The organism is Streptomyces gossypii, from assembly GCF_025165795.1.
Classification (GTDB): Bacteria; Actinomycetota; Actinomycetes; order Streptomycetales; family Streptomycetaceae; genus Streptomyces; species Streptomyces gossypii.
On record NZ_JAJAGO010000008.1, the window covers coordinates 1 to 20,433 of the forward strand.

The following is a 20,433-nucleotide window of genomic DNA, read 5'->3' on the forward strand; positions in this document are numbered from 1 at the left end:
GCCCTGGGCAAATGCCTCGACATCAGCGGCGGCGGCACCGCCGACGGCACCCGCGTCCAACTGTGGACCTGCAACGACACCGGCGCCCAGAAATGGCAGCCCCAACCCGACGGAACCCTCCGCAACCCCCAGTCGGGCAAATGCCTCGACGCCGAAGGCGCCACCTGGAACGACGGCACCCGCACCCACCTGTGGACCTGCCACACCGGACCCAACCAGCAATGGAACCTGCCCTGAGCAGGGAGGAGGCGTCACCGATATGCGGATCACTCCGACCCGAACCGCCTGCTGGCTCGCCGGCGCGATGCTGTGTCTGGCCGCACTGCCCTCCAGCGCGCTGGCCGGACCAGCAGACTCGCTGACCGAACCAGCCGCCGCGTCCGCCCGGTCGGCGGAATCCCCGGCAGCCGAAGCCGCCGCCGACGACCCGGCGTACCAGGTCCTCGTGTTCTCGAAGACCGCGGGCTTCCGCCACTCGTCCATCGAGGAGGGAATCGCCGCGCTGAACGACCTGGGCAGCGCGAACAACTTCACCGTGGACGCGACGGAGGACGCCCAGGCCTTCACGGAGGCCAACCTCGCGAAGTACGAGGCCGTCGTCTTCCTCTCCACCACAGGCGACATCCTGAACGCGAACCAGCAGACGGCGTTCGAGCGGTACATCCAGGGCGGCGGCGGCTATGTGGGCATCCACTCGGCCGCCGACACCGAATACGACTGGCAGTTCTACGGCGGCCTCGCCGGAGCCCTGTTCCACTCGCATCCGCACAACCAGACGGCGACCGTCGACGTGGAGGACCGGGCCCACGACGCCACCGCCCACCTCGGCGCCACCTGGCAGCGCTTCGACGAGTGGTACAACTACCGCACCAACCCGCGCACCAGCGCCCGCGTGCTGGCGTCCCTGGACGAGTCCAGCTACTCGGGCGGGAACATGGGCGGCGACCACCCGATCGCCTGGTGCAAGAACTACGAGGGCGGCCGCGCCTTCTACACCGGGGGCGGCCACACCGAGGAGTCGTACACCGAACCGGACTTCCGCCGTCATCTCCTCGGCGGGATCCGGTGGTCCGCGGGGATGACGGAGGCCGACTGCCGGGCCGAGACCGGGTACACGTCGCTCTTCGACGGAACCGGCACCAGCGGCTGGGAGCAGGCGGGACCGGGCTCGTTCACCCTGGACGACGGGACGCTCACCTCGCAGGGCGGGCTGGGGATGCTGTGGCACTCCGCAAAGGAGCTCACCGGCGACTACTCCCTCAAGCTCGACTGGAAGATGGCGGGTGACGACAACTCGGGAATCTTCGTCGGCTTCCCCGCTTCCGACGATCCATGGTCGGCCGTCGACAACGGCTACGAGATCCAGATCGACGCCACGGACAGCGACGACCGGACGACCGGGTCCGTCTACGGCTTCAAGTCGGCAGACCTCGCCGCCCGTGACGCCGCGCTCAACCCGCCCGGCGAGTGGAACACCTACGAGATCCGCGTCACGGGAGAGCGACTGGAACTGTTCCTCAACGGACGCAAGATCAACGACTTCACCAACACCGACCCCGCCCGCAGCCTGCAACAGGGCCACATCGGGATCCAGAACCACGGCGACGGCGACGAGGTGTCCTTCCGCAACGTCCGCGTCAAGACCTCCGGTGATTCCGGGCCGGGAGCCGGTGAGGTGACCGGGGTCAACGACAAGTGTCTGGACGTCGACGGCGGCCAGAGCGCTGACGGCACCCAGATCCAGCTGTGGACGTGCAGCGGCTCAGACGCCCAGAAATGGACCGTGCCCGGCGACGGCACCCTTCAGGCCCTGGGCAAATGCCTCGACATCAGCGGCGGCGGCACCGCCGACGGCACCCGCGTCCAACTGTGGACCTGCAACGACACCGGCGCCCAGAAATGGCAGCCCCAACCCGACGGAACCCTCCGCAACCCCCAGTCGGGCAAATGCCTCGACGCCGAAGGCGCCACCTGGAACGACGGCACCCGCACCCACCTGTGGACCTGCCACACCGGACCCAACCAGAAGTGGAACCTGCCCTGAACCTGGACAGGGAGACCTGAGAACTGAGACCTGAGCGGAACCTCGGGGGCACCCGCCGGTGCCCCCGAGTTCTCATGTGGCGGCGGGCTTCCGGCCGGTGACACCGGTCGCCTCGATGTCCACCGGGGTGGTCATCACCCGGGCGTCGTGGAGGGTACGGGCCGCTCCGGTGATCTCGAATGCCGAGGAGAGCGGCAGCTCCTCACTGGAGTGCCCGACGGCCAGCGTGAACGCACCGGGTTCCACCACGCGTTGGTGGTCGCGTCCGGTGAAGGAGGTCCGGTCCGCGTGGAGCCGGAACCGCACCCGGCACGCCGCCCCGGCGGCCAGCGAGACCCGCGCGTAGCCGACGAGTTCGCGCACCGGGCGGGTCACCTGCGCGACGTGGTCGGTGAGATAGAGCTGCACCACGTCCGCACCCTCGCGGTCACCGGTGTTGCGTACGTCGAGCGTGGCGGTGAGCTCGCCGTCGGCCGGGATCGTCGTCGCACTCAGCCGCAGGTGTTCGTAGGCGAACCGGGTGTACGAGCCGCCGTGTCCGAAGGGGTAGCGGGGTGAGGGGTCGAGGTTCGAGACGCCCTCGCTGTACCGGCCCAGCGATGTGGCGAGGTAGGTGCCCGGCTGGCCGCCGCGGTGGCCCGGGACGCCGACCGGCAGATGCCCGCTGGGGTTGATCCGTCCGGCCAGGACCCCGGCGATCGCGGCGCCGCCCTCCTCGCCGGGAAGGAACGCCTGCACCACGGCGGCGCAGCGGTCGGCGACGTCGCCCAGTGCGTAGGGCCGCCCGGAGACCACGGTGAGGACCACGGGCGTCCCCGAGGCGAGCACGGCCTCGACGAGCCGCTCCTGCTCGCCGGGCAGGGACAGGTCGGCGGCGTCGCAGCCCTCGCCCGAGGTGCCGCGGCCGAACAGGCTCGCCAGGTCTCCGACGGCGACCACGCACACCTCCGCCCGCCGGGCCGCCTCCACGGCCGCGGGGATTCCCGAGGTGTCGGGCGCGAGCACCGGCACGCCGGGGGCGTATTCGACGTGCGCGGCGGGCAGTTCGGCGCGGAGTGCGGTGAAGAGCGAGTCCACCTGAACGCCGGTGCCGTGGTCCTCGTACCGGGAGAGGACGTGATTGGGGAAGGAGTAGCAGCCGAGGAAGGTACGGGGATCGTCGCCGCACGGACCCACGACGGCGATCCGGGAGACGTCGGCGGCCAGGGGCAGCCCGCCGCCGTTGTCGAGCAGGATCACGGAGCGCTCGGCGAGCTCGCGGGCGAGCGCGCGGTTACCGGGCGGGTCGAGATCCAGACCGGTGCCCGCGCCGTCGCCCGCGCCGTCGTCCGTCTCGGTGGGGGCCGCCTGCCACGACGGGTCCAGCAGGCCGAGTTCGGCCTTCTGCCGCAGCACGCGGCGGACCGAGCGGTCCACCAGTTCCTCCGGGACCTCCCCCGCGGCCACCAGGTCGCGCAGTTGCACGTAGGCGTCGGCCGCCGGCAGCTCGATGTCGATGCCGGAATGCAGGGCGAGCGCTCCGGAGGCGGCGCGGGAGGGAGTCACCCGGTGGGTCAGGTCGAGGAAGGGGATAGCCCAGTAGTCGGAGACGACGGTGCCGGTGAACCCCCACTGGTCACGCAGGACGGCGGTCAGCAGCTCCTGGTGCGCGGCTGCGGGAAGGCCGTCGACGTCGGAGTAGGAGTTCATCACCGAGCGGGCACCGCCCCCGCGCACGGCCATCTCGAAGGGCGGCAGCAGGACGTCGGCGAGCTCTCGCCAACCGACCGACACGGGCGCGTGGTTGCGCCCGGCGCGGGAGGCGGAGTAGCCCGCGAAGTGCTTGAGGGTGGCGACGATGCCGTTCTCCTCCAGCCCCCGCACATAGGCGGTGCCGAGTGTGGCGACCAGATAGGGGTCCTCGCCCATCGTCTCCTCGACCCGGCCCCAGCGGTAGTCGCGGACGACGTCGAGCACCGGGGAGAGCCCCTGGTGCACGCCGACGGACCGCATGTCGCGTGCGATGGCGGAGGCCATCCGGTGCACGAGGTCCGGCGAGAAGGTGGCGGCCCAGGCGATCGCCGCCGGGTAGACGGTGGCGCCGAGTGTGGTGAAGCCGGTGAGGCACTCCTCATGCGCGAGGGCGGGTATGCCGAGCCGGGTGTTCTGCGTCAGGTGCCGCTGCCGGGCGCGTAGTCGGGCGGCGCCGGCGGCGGGCGGGACCGGCTCGCTGCCGAACACGCGGGTGAGGTGCCCCAGACCGTGGGCAGCCGCCTCCGTGAAGGAGCGGCGCCCGGCCTGGAAGGCTTGTTCCATGGGCGCCACGTCACCGCCGCCCGCCTCGGGCTCGTGTTCCGGCAGGGGCCAGTGGCTGCCCAGCTGGGCGAGTTTCTCCTCCAGGTCCATGGCGGCGAGGAGGGCCTCGACGCGCTTGTCGAGGGGCAGCGACAGGTCACGCCACGGGGCGGACTCGGGCATGTGCGGGGCTCCTTCGCAGGGGTCGTTCGTGGCAGGGGTGTGCGGGTTCACTTGCCGAAGCCCGCGGTCAGACCGGAGACGAGGTGCCGCCGGGCCACGGCGTACGCGGCGAGCACCGGGATCACGGAGAGGACGACCGCGGCCAGCACGGCGGGCACGTCGGCGGTGAACTCGCCCTCGAACGTCCACAGCGACAGCGGGAGTACGCGCGTCTCCTCGCTCTGGGTGAGGATCAGCGGGAACAGGAAGCCGTTCCACACCTGAAGCGCGTCGTAGACGGCTACGGCCACCAGCGCGGGACGGCACAGGGGCAGGACCAGGCTGCCCAGCATGCGCCACTCCCCGGCACCGTCCAGCCGCATCGACTCGAAGAGTTCGCCCGGTACGTCCCGCAGGAAGTTCACGAGGATCAGCACAGTGATCGGGATGGCGAACGCGATGGACGGCAGGGCGATCGCCAGCAGGGTGTCGTAGAGACCGAGTTCGACGATGAGGTAGTAGACGGGAATGATCGCCGCCTGAATCGGTATGGCGATCCCCAGCAGCACCAGGCGGAGGAGGTTCCCGGCGAAGCGGGTCCGGCTGCGGACCACCACGTAGGCGGCCATCAGGGACACCGCGAGGGTGACCACGACCGATCCGGCCGTGACGAGCACGCTGTTGAGGAAGTAGCGGGCGAAGTCGTTCTCGAGCACCCGTCCGTAGGCGTCGAGCGTGGGGGCCGACGGCAGCGAGAGCGGGTTCTCGGTGAAGTAGTCCTCGCGGGGACGCAGGCTGGTGACCACGATGTAGTAGACCGGGAGCACGATGACCGCGAGCCACAGCCATCCGGCGAGGCCGCCGGGGACGTTGCGGCCGCCGAGCGGGTTGCGGGAGCGCTTGGTGGCTGAGGTCATGCCCCCTCCGTCTGGCTCTCCATCCGGCTCGCGCCGGAGAGCCGGTTGAGTCCGAGTGCCGCGGTGAGGCCGACGGCCGCGAGGACGATGGCGATGACGCTCGCCTTGCCCATGTCGTGGGACCGGAAGCCGGTCAGATACATGTCCAGCGGCAGCACACGGGTGGCGTCCGCCGGCCCGCCGCCGGTGAGCACGAAGATGAGGTCGAAGTAGGTGAGCGAACCGACGATCAGCAGCGTCGAGGAGGTGACCATCGTGTACTTCAGCTGCGGCAGGGTGATGCGCCGGAACTGGACCCACGTCCCGGCCCCGTCGATCCGGGCCGCCTCGTACAGGGACTGTGGGATCTGCCGCACCCCGGCCTGGTAGAGGAGCGAGTGGAACGGGATGAACGACCAGCCGATCACGAAGACGACGCAGTAGAGCGCCAGATCGGGGTCCCCCAGCCAGTCCTGGGCGAGGGCCGGGACGCCCAGAGCCGTCCCGGCGCCGAAGTTCGGGTCGACGAGCGCCTGGAAGGAGAGGGCGACACCGGCCGAGCTGAACAGCAGCGGCAGGAAGTACAGCACCGACAGCAGGGCCCGGTACCGCTGCCGCCCGGCCATGAACACGCCCAGCAGCAGGCTGACCGGCGCCTGGAAGAGGAAGCAGAAGAGTGTGAGTTTGACGGTGAGCCACACCGCGTCCCGCGTCACCGGGTCCGTGACCGCCGCGCGCCAGTTGTCCAGCCCCGTCCAGCTCGGGGTCCCCAGGCCGTCCCAGGAAGTGAACGACAGGGCGACGACGCCGAGCAGCGGCAGCCCGGCGAAGAGGCCGAAGAGGATCAGCGCGGGCGCGGCCATCCACGGGCTGGGCCCGGCGCGGCTCGCCCCGGCTCCCGTCGGCGCCCCTGCCCCTGCCCCCGCCCCTGCCCGTGCCCGTGACGCGGGTCGCGGGTGTTTCACAGCGTCGCGTCCATGGCCTTGGTGAACTGCTTCGGGGTGGACTTCCCGAGGAACAGCTTGCTGAGGTTGGTCAGCAGCTCCTGTGCCTGGCCGGGCGGCAGCGCCTGGTCCCACGACAGCTGGAAGTGCTCGGCGTCGCGGACCATGTCGTAGACGAAACCGAGGTAGTCGGCGTCGTCGGCCTCGGATATCTTCTCCTCCAGCCCTTCGACCGGCGGCACGGTCCCGGTGTCGAGCAGGGCGTCGATGTGCTCTTCGCTGAAGACCTCCTCGTTCAGGTAGCCGACGGCGGCCTCCCGGGCCTTCTTCGGGGCGTCGGCGGAGACGGACCAGAAGTTCGTCGGGTTGCCGACGATGTTCGACGGGTCGCCGGTGCCGCCCTCGAGCGTCGGGAAGGCCGTGTGGCCGAGCTTGCCGTCGGAGACGAAGTCCGGGGCGTCGCTGCGGAACGTCGGGTACACCCAGCTGCCCTGCAGCAGCATCGCCGCCCGGCCGGTGTGCACCAGCGCGACGTCGGCGCCCGCGTCGGCGTTGACCGAGGCGAAGCCCTCCCCGAAGGCCCCGGCGTCGACGAGTTCCTTGATGCGGGTGGCAGCCTCGGTGATGGCCGGCTGGGACCAGGCACCGGGCTTGCCGTCCAGCACGCGCTGGAACGCCTCCGGCCCGCCGATCCGGTCCGTCAGGTACTGGATCCACATCAGCTCCGGCCACACGCTCTGCCCGGCCAGGGCGACCGGGGTGACGCCGTCGCCCTTCAGCTTCTCGACGGCGGCCATCAGCTCTTCCCAGGTGGCGGGAGGTTCGACGCCGGCGTCGTCCAGCAGCTTCCTGTTGTAGTAGAGCACCGAGGGCTGGCTCTGGGTGTTCGGCACGGCGTACGTCCTGCCGTCGACGGTCCCGTTCGCGGCGACGGAGGGCAGCACACGGTCCACGAGGTCCCGGGTGCCGTCGGTGATGTCGACGACGCTGTCGTTGCGTACGTAGTCGGCCAGCGTGCCGCCCGCCCACGAGTAGATGAGCGTCGGGGACTTCCCGGACCCGACGGCCGTGCGGATCTTCTCCTTGTACGCGTCGTTGGCGAACCACTCGGAGCTGATCTTCTGGTCCGGGTGGGCATTGTTCCAGGAGTCGAACGACGCTCGGAACGCGTCTTCGGAGCCCCCGGTCAGCGCCCAGGCGCTGGCGGCCCCGGCATCCGATCCCTCCCCCGGCTCCGAACCGCCGCAGGCGGTCATCACCGCGACCGACATGACGGCCGCCAGCGTCATGCCGCTCCGCCCACGCATTCTCAGTCTCATCGTCGCACCCTCCCAGAAGACGAAAAAGTTTCGCTCTGTTTCTCGATGTGTCCTGACGTGATGGCACCGTAGGCAGCACCCAAAGCGGCGTCAACGGGAGGAACAGCCAGAAACTTTTTCGCTATCCCCGCGTGTAGGGTGACGTGCATGGAGCGAACGAACGGCGCGCGGGCGACTCTGGACGCGGTCGCGACCGCGGCGGGCGTCTCGAAGGCGACGGTGTCCAAGGTCCTCAACGGGCGGCCCGGAGTCTCGGAGGAGACCAGGGCGCGGGTGCGGGGGACGCTGCGGGCCGTCGGCTACACCCCGACGACCGGCCCCCGCGACCCCGCGCCGGCCGGCGCCGTACAACTCGTCTTCGACGCGCTCGTCAACCCCTACTCCGTCTACGTCCTGGACGGGGTGCTGGCCGGGGCGCGCGACCTAGGCGTCGAGGTCGTCACCAGCGTGCTGCAACCCGGCGAGGACGCGCAGCCCGCCGAACTCGGCGTCGACGAGATCGAACGGCTCGGCGCCAAGGGCCGGGCCGGACTGGTCATCGTCACCTCCCAGCTCACCGCGCAGGAGATAGCCGCCTGCCGTCGGCTCGACATCGGCCTGGTCGCCGTCGATCCGGTCAACCCGCTGGACGAGAGCGTGGTCAGCGTGGGGGCGACGAACTGGGCCGGTGGCGTGCAGGCCACCGAGCACCTCCTGTCACTGGGCCACCGGCGGATCGCGTACGCAGGCGGCCCCCAGCGGTCCGTCCCGGCACGCGAACGCCTGCACGGATACCGGGAGGCGCTGGAGGCCGCCGGCCTCGACGCGGATCCGGCCCTGACGCTCCACGACGCCTTCCGCGCCGACGCGGGGGCGCGGATGGCCGCCACCCTGCTCGGCCGGGAGGACCCGCCCACCGCGATCTTCGCCGGGAGCGACGCCATCGCGATGGGCGTGCTCCAGGCCGCTCGGGCCCACGGCCTGGACCTTCCCGGAGACCTGAGCGTCGTCGGCTTCGACGACACCTACGGCGCGCTGTGGACCGACCCGCCCCTGACGACCGTGCACCAGCCGCTGCGCGACATGGGCCGGGTCGCGGCCCGCACGGTGCTGCAACTCGCCCGCCGCGAACCTCCGGACTCCCACCACGTCCAGCTCGCCACCCGCCTGGTGATCCGGGACTCCACCGCCCCGCCCCGCCCCCGCGCCACGACCTGACGGCCCACCTCCAGCGTCAGCCCACGTGGACGGGCGGGGCGCCGTCGGCGTGCCGTTGCCTGCCCCCGGTGATGGCCAGCAGCGTGACCACCAGGCCCGCCAGGAACATGGCGCCCGCGGCGGCGAACGCCGTCGCGTAGCCGTGGGGTCACCGCCTCGCCCGCCTTGTTCACCAGCCCCGAGTCCTCGGTGGCCAGGCCCCGATAGGGGGCGGAGGCCGCAAAATGGGATGCACAGGGGCAGGCAAGGGACCTGGAAAGTCATATGCGAGCGTGAGGTCTCCTGGGGAGAAATGGAGAATCAGGTGTTCCATGCGCCCTGGGCGGCGGCTGTCTTCGCGTAGTCGGAGAAGCCCCGGGGCGGCCTGCCGAGCGCGCGCTGCACGCCGTCGGCGAGTGTGGCGAGGGCGAGGTCCGCGACCGCGTCGGCGAAGGACATCAGCCTGGGGCCGCTCAGTTCGTACGCCTCCCCGGCGTGCCCCTCCTCGGTCAGGGCGGCCACGGCGACGGCGGCGATGTCCTCGGCGTCGACGAACGCCTCCTTGCCTTCCCCGGTCGGCAGCCGCACGCCGCCGGAGAGGACCGCGTCGCGCAGGAAGTCCTCACAAAAGTTCTGCGAGAACCACCTCGGCCGCAGCACCGTCGCCGCCATCCCGCCTCGCCCGGTGCGCGCTCGGCCGCCCGCACGTGGTCCAGGTTGATCCCAGGAGCTGCCCCGTCAGTCCGGCGCCTCGCCCTGGCCGCCGGCCTGCTGCGCGACTCCGAGGCGACGCTCGCCGACGTCGCGGCGCGGGTGGGCTTCGCCCACGCCTTCGCCCTGAGCGCCGCGTTGAAACGCGAGCACGGCGTCAGCCCGAGCGAGTACCGCACGCGCGCGACACGCGCGAAGCCCTGAGCAGCCGGCAGCCCCCTGAGCGACACGGCGGCGGATGCCGACGAGTCGGAGCCGCCGTGGCCGTCCGCGCCGGCGTGGCCTTCGTAGGTGATGAGCGGGAGCAGCCGGTCGTCGTCGTGCGGATCACCTTCCTCACCATCGAGCTGCCCACCCGCCAGGCCCTGCGCACCCCGCCCACCGAGGCGCTGGCCCGTGCCTGACGGGGGGCCCGCAGCAGTGTCAGTTCACCTCGGCGGCGTTGAACAGGTCGAGGGCGGAGTGCTGGCACCCATGGCCGGAGTCGGTCCACGGACCGGCCCAGTGCGGGCCGTAGAGGCCCTGCGCGTTGCGGTCGTTCCGGTAGGCGGCGTCGGCCTGCCGGTCCAGGTAGCCGCTGTAGGGGTGGTCGTCCAGTTGGGCGTTGAGGGCCCCGAGTCCGCGGACGTAGGCGCCCTTGAACGAGGAACCGTCGTTGTCGCACTGGTCGGATTCGTTCGGCTCGTGCAGCACCCCGTCGCTGTGGAGGCCGTCAGCGCCCGTGGAGGCGTCCGCCAGCCTGCGGGCGGTGCGCAGCAGATCGCCGTCGCCGGTGGCACGGTGCAGTTCGGTCAGTCCGCCGAGCAGGACACCCTGGTTGTACGTCCAGGTGGGCTGGCCGTTGTTCGCACAGGTGTCGTCAGTCAGGCCGTCGTTGACCAGACCGGACGAGTTGATCATCCCGCTGTTCCGGAACCAGTCCCACTCCTTCTGCGCCTCCGCCAGGTAGTGCGTGTCGCCCGGGATGCGGTTGTGCAGGGCGGCGTTGAGGTGGAGGTACAGCTCGTTGGTGATCGCGTTCTTGTACGGGACGTCCACGTTCCACTGGACTCCGCCGCCGCACTTGTTGGTCCAGTAGTCCGCCATGTGGGCCGCGTCGGCACGTGCGGTGTCCAGATAGCGGGTGTCACCGGTGTGGTCGTAGGCCGCGATCCAGGCGAGGCCCCACCAGCCGGTGTCGTCCAGGTACTCGTTGGTGAAGTCGCCGTCATGGCTGTCGAGGTTCGTCTCGTAGGTCCGCGAGATCGCGTGTTCGTGGCGGTTCGATCCGGTCACCTCGATGTTGTCGATGACGGCAGTGAGCGCGTTGGCGGAGGTCCACCAACCGTTCGTGTCGAACAGCCCGGTGTCGGTGTTGTACATGGCCATCAGGCCGTCGGCCGCCGCCTCGCTCCGGCCGTGCGGGCCCGGCTGTCCCGGCGTCCAGGGCGTACAGGCGATCTCGCCCCGGTCACCCGCCTTGCCGCAGGCGCGGAGGGAGCCGACGCGCGAGTTCGCCGGGTCGTCCACGTTGTACATCTGCGTGCGCCAGCCTCTGCTGCCGGACGGCGTCGTGGTGACACCGAGCCTGCTGTCCGAGGTGGATTCGCCCGCGTCGAACGAGCGGTCCAGCCAGACCTCGTCCCCGGGGGAGCCGTTGTCGATGGAGGCCCAGCCCATGCCGTCGCGGTCGCTGAAGTGGAGTTTGATGACGCGTGAGTGGACGGTGGCGTCGACCGCCACGCGGTCGTCCAGCGCGTGCTGGGGGTCGCGGGCGTCACAGTGCGTGTTGCAGATGACGTCCCGCTTCTCGGCCTCCGTTGACGCCCACGACGGAGCAAGAGGGGCCGCACAGAGGATCAGTCCGGTGAGACCCGCCACCAGGCTGGTTCGCCTACGGGTCAGGGATTTGGATGGGGGCTTGGACAGGGACGGGTACATGCTTCGGTTCTCCTCCGCGCCGCTGCTGCCGCGCTTTCGGCATGAGGTGGGGGTTGCGCTGCACATGGGGTGGGTCCGTGGGCGGACGTCCGGGCGGCGTCGCGGCGGGGCTCCTGCGCCCCACCGCGACGCCTCTTGCCGGACGCCCGTGCTATCCGGTGTGGAACTGCACGGCGTCCACGTCGAAGGAGTTGGCCTGCCCGGTGGTGAAGACGAGGTACAGCTTGTGCGTGCCGCTGAGGGCCTCCACCGGTACGGCTGCGGACTGCTGGTAGTTGTCCCAGCCGCCGGTGTCGGGCACCGGTGTGGTCGCCAGCAGCTGCCCGTCCGGGGCGTCGGCCCGCAGTTCGACGGCTCCGCCGCCGTAGGGCGAGGAGAGCTGGTAGCTGACCTCTTCCACGCCTTCCACGCTCATCGGGTCGAAGGCGATCCAGTCGCCGTCGCTGATGTCCCCGATGCGCTCGCCGTTCTCGGCACCGGCCTGGGCGACGATACGGGTGCCGGACTGGTCGTCGTGGTATTCGGCCTGCTTGTGCTTGGGCTGCAGGACCGAACGGCCGTAGCCGGTAAGGGCGCCGGCGCCGTCGCCTCCCTTGTCGGTGTACTGCGCGTTGAGGACGTACGTGAGGTCGGCGCCCTCCGGGTGCCCGCCGATGTCGCCGGTGTCGATCGTGCCTTCGCAGCCGGTGAGGTCGGTGGTGGGGTGCTCGTGGTCGTCGTGGCCGAGGGCCGGGTTGACGGTGACGCCGGCGCAGTCGACCGGCCCGTCCTCCGGGTCGGTGACGGTGACCTTGTAGGGGATCTGGTCTCCGAAGTCGATGAGTTTGCCGTCGACCGGTGTCTCGATCTCCACCTCCGGAGCCGTGTTGCCCGCCGTGACGGGGATGTTGGCGAAGCCGGCCTTTCCGGTGGAGTCGGTGACCTTCAGCTGGGCGTTGAAGTCCCCCGCCTCCTGGTAGGTGTGGACGGGGTCGGCTTCGGTGGAGTCGAAGGTGCCGTCGCCGTCGAAGTCCCACTCGTAGGAGAGGGAGTCACCGTCCGGGTCCGCGCTGCCCTGGCTGGAGAAGTCGACCCGCAGCGGGACGGGCCCGTTGGTGGCGGATGCTCCGGCCTTGGCGACGGGGCTGCGCTTGCCCTTCACGTAGTCGATGCGGTGCAGGCCCGAGTCGTTGTTGCCGCCGCCGAACTCCGAGCCCCATTCCAGGACGTAGAGCGATCCGTCGGGGCCGAAGGTCATGTCCATCGGTTTGACGAACGTCTCGGAGGACAGGAAGTCGTTTATCTTGAGCAGTTCGTCGTTCTCGTCGAAGCGGATCTCCTTGAGGTAGTTGCGCCCCCACTCGTAGAAGAAGCTGGCGCCCTCGAAGTACTGGGGGAACTTCGTCTCGGACTTGCTGTCCGGGTCGTAGTCGTAGACGGGGCCGCTCATCGGCGACGAGCTGCCGGTGCCCATCTCGGGGAACTCCTCCGACTCCCCGTAGCCGTACCAGATTTCGGGCTGCTGGAGCTCCGGCAGATCCGTCAGGCCCGTGTTGTTGGGTGAGGGGTTTTCCGGGTTGCCGCAGTCGAACTTGTCGCCGACCTCCCCGGTGTCCGGGTCGAAGGGCGCGTACGGCTGGTTGTTGCCGTGGCAGAAGGGCCAGCCGAAGTTGCCGGGCTCCTTGATGACGTTGTACTCGACAAGGCCCTCCGGACCCCGGTCGGTGGTGGGGGCGCCGCGGTCGGGGCCGTAGTCGGAGGCGTGGACGTATCCGGTCTTCGGGTCGACGGTGAAGCGGAAGGGGTTGCGGAAGCCCATCGCGTAGATCTCGGGGCGGGTCTTCTCCGTTCCCTTCTCGAAGAGGTTGCCCTCCGGGATGGAGTAGCCGCCCGAGTCGCTCGGCTTGACGCGCAGGATCTTGCCGCGCAGGTCGTTGGTGTTGCCCGCGGTGCGTGCGGCGTCGAGCATCTCCTTGCCCTCGCGCCAGTCCAGCGGGGCGTAGCCCTGCCAGTCCGGGTCGAGGTTGGGCGGGGTGTCGTCGCCGGTGCCCAGATAGAGGGTGCGGTCGGGGCCGAACTCGACGGCGCCGCCGGTGTGTCCGGGCTCGGGGAAGGTCCGGTCGCGGTAGGCGGGGACGTCGAGGATCTTCTTCTCGCTCGCCGCGTCGATCTTGTTGCCGGTTACCGTGAACCGGGAGAGCCGGTTGACGTCCCTGGAGGAGTCGGCCGGGGCGTAGTAGAGGTAGATCCAGTGGTTGTCCTTGAACGCCGGGTCCAGCTCCATGCCGACGAGGCCGTCCTCGCCGCCGGCGTAGACGTCGAGCTTGCCCGCGGAGACGGTGGAGTGGGAGGCCGGGTCGAAGATCTTCACTTCGCCGCCGCGCTGGACGTAGAAGACCCGTCCGTCGTGTGCGACGTCGAGCTCCATCGGGTCTTCCGTGTTCTCGTCGAGCGCGGTCTTCTCGAAGTTGTTCCAGACGGTGCCGCCGCAGTCGCCGCGCTCCTGGCCCGCGGCCCACTTGAGGCCGCCGATCACATGGTCGCGGAAGCCCTCCTCGCTGTAGGAGGCCGATTCGTGGCCCATGGCGGTGGCCCAGACCTTGCCGCCCTCGGTGTTCCGGCACCAGGAGATGGGGTGGTCGGCGCCCATGGCGTCGCCGCCGGGGTTGTAGGTCGTCTCGTCGGCGGTGACGAGCACATGGACGTCGCCGCGGGGGTTCTCGTCGAAGTTGTACCACTCCTCGGCGCGCTCCCAGCGCTCCGGAAGGCCCTTGGTGGAGGGGTGGACGCGGTCTGCCACCTTTGCCGTGCCCTTCAGGGTGCCGGGCGAGTGGCTGGGCATGTGGGCGCCGCCGTTGATGGTGTCGTCCCACCAGGGGAACTCCGCCTCGACGCCCATGTCGAGCGTGTTGTGGATGGCGACGACGCCCTTGCCGCTGCGGACGAAGGTCTTCATGGCCTCGCGCTGGGCGTCGGTGTCCCAGACCATGCCGGAGTTCTGGAGCATGACGAGGGCGTCGAAGTCCTTGAGGCGGTCGTCGGAGAAGACGGTCGCGTCATCGGTCTCCACGAGCTCGAAGTCGTTCTCCTCGGCCTCCTCCTGCATCATCCGGATGCCGTCCGGGATGGAGCCGTGGACGTAGCCGACGGCCTTGGTGAAGAGCAGGACGCGGAAGTCCGCGGCCTTGTCCGCGGCGGTGGCGGGAAGGGCGGTCGCGGCGAGCAGCAGCGCCGCCAGCAGGGCGATTACCGCTCGGGGGACTGCCGTTCCGGGCATGATGCCATGCGCATGACATCTCCTCATGATTGTCCTCTCTGGTGGGGGATGAACGGACGTTCGGCGGTGACGCGGTACGAGAGGCCCAGCGGTCCGGCGGCTCAGCGGTCCGCGAGGGCGCGGCGCAGGAAGGCGAGGCCCTCGGTGGCGAGGACGTCCTGGGTGGGGGCGAGCGGCCGCCATACGGAGGCCGCGACGGCGATCGCGTCGTTGTCCGAGGTGAAGGACTCGATACACAGCGGGCCTTGGCAGCCCGCCTCGTCCAGCGCGTGCAGGAAGCCGGGCCAGTCGAGATGGTCGGCCCCGGGGGCCCCCCGGTCGTTGGCGCACACCTGGACGTGGACGATCCGGCCCGCCGCCTCCCGGACGGCGGCGGGCAGCGTACGTTCCTCGATGTTCTGGTGGTAGGTGTCGAGGGCGATCCCGATGCCGTCGGCGGGCAGCCCCGCGAGGCCGTCGAGGGTCTGGGCGACGGTGTTGAACACGCTTGTCTCGTAGCGGTTGAGGGGTTCGACACCGATGCGTACCCCCGCCCCCACCGCGTGTTCGACGACGGGTGCGATGTTCTGGCGCCATTCGTCGTACGCGGCATGCCGCTCGGCGGGGCTCATCCGCCAGGTGTGCCCGACGGCCGCGTAGACCGGGCCCGCCAACACGGGGGCGCCGATCGTGTGGGCGGCGTCGACGCAGCGGCGCAGATAGTCCTGCGTCGCCTGGACTGTGGCGGCTTCGGTGCGCAGCAGAGCGCGCTCGGGCGACATCACGGCGATGACTGCGGCGGGATCGAGTCCGGTGGAGCGCAGCAGCGCCGCGGTTGCCGGCGGGTCCCAGTCCGCGGACTGTTCCAGGGGCAGTTCGACGCAGTCGAAGCCCCATCCGGCAAGTCTCGGCAGCAGCCCGCCCAGGGCCATGGAATCCACCGGGGAGTGCCAGATCCACGGGTTCGCGCCCAACTGCCGCGCGAGCCGCGTCATTTCTTCCCGCCCCAGTCCTCGGGGAAGCCGGGGAGATCCTCGCAGCCGCACATCGCGTAGTGCAGCGGCGGCATGCCCTCCCGCAGGTACTCGTCCAGGTTGTCCTGGGTGATGGTGGGCTGCGGGAGCTTCCACTCCTTGGGCACCTCCTCGCCGTCCAGGATGCGCAGCGCGGCGATGACCGGCGTGCGCCACTGGAAGGTGGGGTAGGTGGGGGCGATGGCGGTGAGGTCCTTGTCCTTCCACGCCTGGAGGAAGTCCTGCTGGTCCTCGCCGGTGATGGGCGGCACGTCCTCGCCCGCGTCCTCGAACGCCTCGACGGCGGCGACCGCCGTGGCGCCCGAGTCCATCCAGACGCCGTCCACGGAGCCGTGCCGGGCGATCGCGTCGGCGACGACGGACTTGGTCTTCGCCGTGTCGCCCTCGGTGAACTTCACGTCGACGACGTCGAGTTCGCTCTTGTCGAACGCTACCTTCGCCGCCGACCAGCGGTTCTCCAGGACGTCGACCCCGGGCGAGATGCGCAGCGCGAGGATCTTCCCCTTCGGCTTCACCTTGTCCACCAGGAAGTCGGCCGCGACGGCGCCGTAGCCGTATCCGCCGATGGGGTTGACGAAGGTGGCCGCGCAGTCGGTCTTGACTCCCCTGTCGAAGACGATGACGGGGAACTTCTTGCACGCCTCCTTCACCGCCGGGGTGAGGGTGGCGGTGGTGTTGGGCGAGACGATCAGGGCGTCGCAGCCCCGGCCGGTGAGCTCCCGGATGTCGGAGATCTGCTTGTCGTCCTTGCCCTGGGCGTCCAGGGCGGTGAATTCGGTGATCTCCTTGTGGAGTTTCACCTCGGCTTCCATGTCCTTCAGGCCGACCTGCCGCCAGGGGTTGAAGACTCCGGCGTTGGAGAAACACAGGTGGATGCCGCCGGAGCCCTTCTTCTCGAACGTAGAGGTGTCGGTCATCTGCGGTTCGAGCATCTGCTCCCAGGGCTTGTCGGCAGGGCCTTCCGGGGTGACCTCCGCGAGCTTCAACTGCCGTTCGTATTCGGCCTTGTCGAAGAACTCGGAATTCTTCCCGTCGCTCTCCTTGGAGGCGTCCTGCGATGCTCCGGCGGGCGAGTCGGGCGGCGCGTCGCTGGAGCAGGAGGCGAGCAGGGCGGCGGCGGCCAGGGCCGCGGCGGGCGCGAGACGGCGTCTGCGGATCATGAGGGTTTCCCTCTCGTTGAGTGGGTACGGCGGCGACGCGGCCGGGACCAGTCGGCGGCTCCGAGCCCGACGGCGGCGATCACGATCACGCCCTGGACCGTCGATTCCATGGCGCCGGAGACACCCCGCAGGTTGAGCAGGGTGAACAGGGCCTGCAGCGAGAAGGCTCCGGCCATCGCGGCGACGACGGAGCCCCGTCCGCCGCCGAGCACCACACCGCCGAGGACGACGGCGGTGATGGCCTCGAACTCGTAGCCCCGGCCCGCCTGGGCGGAGACCCCGGAGAAGCCCCCGACCAGGACGGCGGCGAGCGCGGCAGCCACCCCGGAGAGGACAAAGGCGAGGACGCGGACGCGGTGGACGCGCACACCGGCGAGCGCGGCGGTGCGTTCGCTGTCGCCGGTGGCGATGAGGGTCCGGCCGAAGTCGGAGCGCATCAGGGCGACGGCGAGCACCCCCGCGGCGAGGCAGGCGAGCACGGCCCAAGGAAGCCAGCCGAACGCGGAGCCGCGGCCGAGCGCCCGGAAGTCCTCGGGCATCGAGCCGTGCGGGGAGCCGCCCGTCCAGTAGAAGACGGCTCCCTCCAGGATCAGCATCATGCCGAGGGTGGTGATGAAGGACGGCACCCGCAGGCCCGTGGTGATCAGCCCGTTGGCGAGGCCCACGGCAGCCCCCGCGAGGAGCAGCACCAGCGTCATCACCAGCCAGTGGGCATCCGGGTACGAGCCGTACAGCTCCGCCGCCACGACGACTCCGGCGGTGACGATCGCACCGACGGAGAGGTCGAACTCGCCGCTGACGATGACCAGATACTGGCCCGCTGCGAGGATCACCAGGGGCGCGGCGCGCTTCACGAAGGCGAGGAAGCGGTCGGGTTCGTAGAAGGACGGGTCGGACAGGGCGAGTGCCGCGAGCAGCACGACCAGCAGGACGTAGACGGGGGTGCCGGGCCCGAGCAGCGCGGTGATCCGCCTGCGCGGTGCGGCGGTTGCCGTCGCCGTCCTCGTGTCCGCTGCCGCCTCGTGTGCCGCACCCGTGCTCATGCCGACCTCCTGCTGCCGCGCCGGGCGTAGAGCGCGACGGCCGCGATGATGACGACGCCGCGTACGACGTTCTTGAAGAACGGGTCCACCGAGAGCTGGTTGAAGACGCTGTCCAGGATGGCGAGCAGCAGCACCCCGCCGAGCGTCCCGGCCACTCCTCCGCGTCCGCCCGCGAGGACCGTGCCGCCGAGGACGACGGCGGCGATGGAGTCCAGGTCGTAGCGCGCCTCGGTACCGGCCCAGGGCGCTCCGGAGCCGAGCCGGGAGGCGAGGAAGAGGGCGGCGGCGCCGACGCACAGGGAGCACAGGACGTGGGCGATCACCACGGTGCGCCGGGTGCGTACGCCGGAGAGGCGGGCGGCGTGCTCGTCGCCGCCCGTTGCGTACATGTGATGGCCCAGCCGGGTGTGCCGGATGACCAGCCACAGGACGACGGCTACGGCGACGAGCAGGAAGACCGAGACGGGCAGGGGCCCGATGCGGTCGTATCCGAGGCGCTGGAAGGAGGCCGTCACCTTTCCGGCGGGGCCCGTGTAGTTGTCCTCGATGTAGCCGCGCAGGATGAAAGCGGTGCCGAGGGTGGCGATGAAGGCGTTGACCTTGAGCTGGGTGACGATCAGGCCGTTGGCCAGCCCGACGCCCGCGCTCAGCGCGAGCACGGCGAGGACCGCGGTCAGTACGCTGCCGCCCTCCATCGTCTCCGCGGCGACCAGGGTGCCGAGGCCGATCAGATAGGCGACCGAGAGGTCGAGTGAGCCGGTGAGGATCACCGCGGTCTGGCCGACGGCGACAAGTCCCAGCGCGACGCAGTTCGACAGGATCACGACGATGTTGGCCTGGGTGTAGAGCTGTCCGCCGTCGAGTGCGACGACTAGCCAGCCGAGCACGGCGGTGGCGGCGGTGGCGAGCCAGACGCCGACGGCGGGGTCGGTGAGGCGGGACTTCCGGGCCGCCGTGGTCTTCAGTGCGGGCCGGGCGAGTGCGGCTCCACTCATGCGGCATCACTGTGGTCCGGATGTCCGGTGGCCAGGCGCATGATGTCCTCCTCGTCCGCGCCGGCGGGCAGTTCACCGGCGAGACGACCGTCCGACATCACCAGGACGCGGTCGCTCATGCCGATCACCTCGGGGAGTTCGGAAGAGATGATCAGGACGGCGAGGCCCTCACGGGCGAGTTCGCGCACCAGGGTGTGGATGGCGGCCTTGGCGCCGACGTCGACGCCCCGGGTGGGCTCGTCGAAGAGCAGCACCCGGGGGTGGGCGGCGAGCCACTTGGCGATGACCACCTTCTGCTGGTTGCCTCCGGAGAGGTACTGGGCCTGCTGGTCCTCACTGCGGGCCTGGAGCCGTACGCGCTCCAGGAGTCGGGTGAGGCCGCGGCCCGCGGGCGGCCTGCCGCGGGTGGGGACGGCACGGGTGACGAGGAGCGCGTTGTCGCGTACGGACTGGCGCAGAGCCAGGCCCTCGGCCTTGCGGTCCTCGGTGACCAGGGCGATGCCCGCGCGGATCGCCTGGCGGGGACTGGCGGGACGCAGGGAGGTGCCGCCCACGGTCATGCTGCCCTCCGTGAAGGGGGCGGCACCGAAGAGGGCGCGGGCGAGCGAGGTGCGGCCGGAGCCCTGCAGGCCCGCGACGCCGGTGACCTCCCCGGCCCGCAGCGTCAGATCGATGCCGCGCAGCCGCCGGTTGCCGCCGCCGGTGACGGTGAGGACGGCGTCCCCCCACTCCCCCGGCTCGGCACGCGGCGGGTAGTAGGCGCCCAGCTCCCGCCCGACCATGGCCCGTACGACCTGGTCGGTGTCCGTCTCCGCCGTACGGGCGGTGATGACATGGCGGCCGTCCTTCAGCACCGTGACGCGCTGGGCGAGTTCGAAGATCTCGCGCAGCCGGTGTGAGATGTAGAGAATGCCCATGCCCCGGTCCGCGAGACGGCGCACGAGACCGTGCAGCAGCCCGGCCTCGTGCTCGGCCAGCGGTGCCGTGGGCTCGTCCATCACCAGGACCCGTACGTCCGAGGCGAGCGCCTTGACGATCTCGACGGTCTGCTGCCGGGCCACCGGCAGATCGCGGACGTAAGTCCTCGGAGTGAGGCCCGCCTTGACCGACTCGCCCAGTTCGGTGAGGAGTTGATCCGTGCGCTCCTCCATGGCGCGGCGGTCGACGAACCCGCGGCGGGTGGGTTCGCGGCCGAGGAAGACGTTGTCGGCGATCGTGCGGTGCTCCAGCAGCGCGAACTCCTGGTGGATGATGCCGATTCCGGCGGCCTGCGCCTGGGAGGGATGGGTGAAGGAGTGCTCGGTGCCGTCCAGCCGGACGGTGCCGGTGTCCGGGGCGTGTTCGCCCGCGAGGACCTTCATCAGCGTGGACTTTCCGGCGCCGTTCTCGCCCGCGATCGCATGCACTTCACCCGCTTCGAGGGTGAGGGACACGTCGTGCAGGACGCGCACTCCGAGAAAGCTCTTGGACACGCCCTCCATGGTGAGCAGCGTGGGTGTCAGCAGGTTGTCCGATGGCGA

The 20,433-nt window shown here is 70.5% G+C and carries 17 protein-coding genes; 5 read left to right on the forward strand and 12 right to left on the reverse strand.

The window, feature by feature from the left end:
• On the forward strand, positions 1-237 hold a 237-nt coding region (locus LHJ74_RS17775; protein ID WP_260219053.1), incomplete at its 5' end, for an RICIN domain-containing protein.
• A 67-nt stretch (positions 238-304) separates the two neighbouring features.
• Complete coding sequence (locus tag LHJ74_RS17780; RefSeq protein ID WP_375546779.1) at positions 305-2,044, forward strand: ThuA domain-containing protein; 1,740 nt, start codon at positions 305-307, stop codon at positions 2,042-2,044.
• A 72-nt stretch (positions 2,045-2,116) separates the two neighbouring features.
• On the opposite strand, the gene LHJ74_RS17785 is transcribed toward LHJ74_RS17780, so the two are convergent.
• From LHJ74_RS17785 to LHJ74_RS17800, 4 genes are all read right to left on the reverse strand, one after another.
• A complete protein-coding gene (locus LHJ74_RS17785; protein WP_260219055.1) occupies positions 2,117-4,501 on the reverse strand; it encodes a beta-glucosidase family protein in 2,385 nt (794 codons plus the stop codon).
• A 47-nt stretch (positions 4,502-4,548) separates the two neighbouring features.
• Complete coding sequence (locus LHJ74_RS17790; RefSeq protein ID WP_260219056.1) at positions 4,549-5,397, reverse strand: carbohydrate ABC transporter permease; 849 nt, start codon at positions 5,395-5,397, stop codon at positions 4,549-4,551.
• Complete coding sequence (locus LHJ74_RS17795; protein WP_260219057.1) at positions 5,394-6,239, reverse strand: carbohydrate ABC transporter permease; 846 nt, start codon at positions 6,237-6,239, stop codon at positions 5,394-5,396. Before LHJ74_RS17795 ends, LHJ74_RS17790 begins: the two co-directional genes overlap by 4 nt.
• Positions 6,240-6,337: 98 nt before the next feature.
• A complete protein-coding gene (locus LHJ74_RS17800; protein ID WP_260219058.1) occupies positions 6,338-7,627 on the reverse strand; it encodes an extracellular solute-binding protein in 1,290 nt (429 codons plus the stop codon).
• A 159-nt stretch (positions 7,628-7,786) separates the two neighbouring features.
• Here LHJ74_RS17800 and LHJ74_RS17805 point away from each other — a divergent pair, with 159 nt between their 5' ends.
• Positions 7,787-8,836 carry a LacI family DNA-binding transcriptional regulator gene (locus tag LHJ74_RS17805; protein ID WP_260219059.1) on the forward strand — a complete coding sequence of 350 codons (1,050 nt, stop codon included), beginning with the start codon at positions 7,787-7,789 and terminating at the stop codon, positions 8,834-8,836.
• Positions 8,837-9,136: 300 nt separating this feature from the next.
• Here the strand turns inward: LHJ74_RS17805 and LHJ74_RS17810 are convergent, their stop codons facing one another.
• Positions 9,137-9,487, reverse strand: coding sequence for a Rossmann-fold NAD(P)-binding domain-containing protein (locus tag LHJ74_RS17810; protein ID WP_311203317.1), 351 nt, complete (start codon positions 9,485-9,487; stop codon positions 9,137-9,139).
• Between the two features lie 45 nt (positions 9,488-9,532).
• Here LHJ74_RS17810 and LHJ74_RS17815 point away from each other — a divergent pair, with 45 nt between their 5' ends.
• Positions 9,533-9,730 (forward strand): helix-turn-helix domain-containing protein, encoded by a 198-nt coding sequence (locus tag LHJ74_RS17815; protein ID WP_311203318.1) that lies wholly within the window; start codon positions 9,533-9,535, stop codon positions 9,728-9,730.
• Between the two features lie 56 nt (positions 9,731-9,786).
• On the forward strand, positions 9,787-9,930 hold the full coding sequence (locus LHJ74_RS17820) for a hypothetical protein (protein WP_260219060.1): 144 nt from the start codon (positions 9,787-9,789) through the stop codon (positions 9,928-9,930).
• A 19-nt stretch (positions 9,931-9,949) separates the two neighbouring features.
• Here LHJ74_RS17820 and LHJ74_RS17825 read toward each other — a convergent pair whose 3' ends face one another.
• The 7 genes from LHJ74_RS17825 to LHJ74_RS17855 form a co-directional block, all read right to left on the reverse strand.
• On the reverse strand, positions 9,950-11,446 hold the full coding sequence (locus LHJ74_RS17825; protein WP_260219061.1) for a glycoside hydrolase family 76 protein: 1,497 nt from the start codon (positions 11,444-11,446) through the stop codon (positions 9,950-9,952).
• 151 nt (positions 11,447-11,597) lie between these two features.
• Positions 11,598-14,702 (reverse strand): ThuA domain-containing protein, encoded by a 3,105-nt coding sequence (locus LHJ74_RS17830; protein WP_260219062.1) that lies wholly within the window; start codon positions 14,700-14,702, stop codon positions 11,598-11,600.
• Between the two features lie 101 nt (positions 14,703-14,803).
• On the reverse strand, positions 14,804-15,676 hold the full coding sequence (locus LHJ74_RS17835; protein WP_260219063.1) for a sugar phosphate isomerase/epimerase family protein: 873 nt from the start codon (positions 15,674-15,676) through the stop codon (positions 14,804-14,806).
• The gene (locus LHJ74_RS17840; protein ID WP_260219064.1) at positions 15,673-16,875 is read right to left on the reverse strand and encodes an ABC transporter substrate-binding protein; all 1,203 of its coding nucleotides are present in this window, start codon (positions 16,873-16,875) and stop codon (positions 15,673-15,675) included. The genes LHJ74_RS17835 and LHJ74_RS17840 overlap by 4 nt, the downstream gene beginning before the upstream one ends.
• Complete coding sequence (locus LHJ74_RS17845) at positions 16,872-17,918, reverse strand: ABC transporter permease (RefSeq protein ID WP_260219065.1); 1,047 nt, start codon at positions 17,916-17,918, stop codon at positions 16,872-16,874. Before LHJ74_RS17845 ends, LHJ74_RS17840 begins: the two co-directional genes overlap by 4 nt.
• Positions 17,915-18,913 carry an ABC transporter permease gene (locus LHJ74_RS17850; protein WP_260219066.1) on the reverse strand — a complete coding sequence of 333 codons (999 nt, stop codon included), beginning with the start codon at positions 18,911-18,913 and terminating at the stop codon, positions 17,915-17,917. The genes LHJ74_RS17845 and LHJ74_RS17850 overlap by 4 nt, the downstream gene beginning before the upstream one ends.
• Positions 18,910-20,403 (reverse strand): sugar ABC transporter ATP-binding protein, encoded by a 1,494-nt coding sequence (locus LHJ74_RS17855; protein WP_260219362.1) that lies wholly within the window; start codon positions 20,401-20,403, stop codon positions 18,910-18,912. Before LHJ74_RS17855 ends, LHJ74_RS17850 begins: the two co-directional genes overlap by 4 nt.
• Positions 20,404-20,433 lie beyond the last annotated feature (30 nt).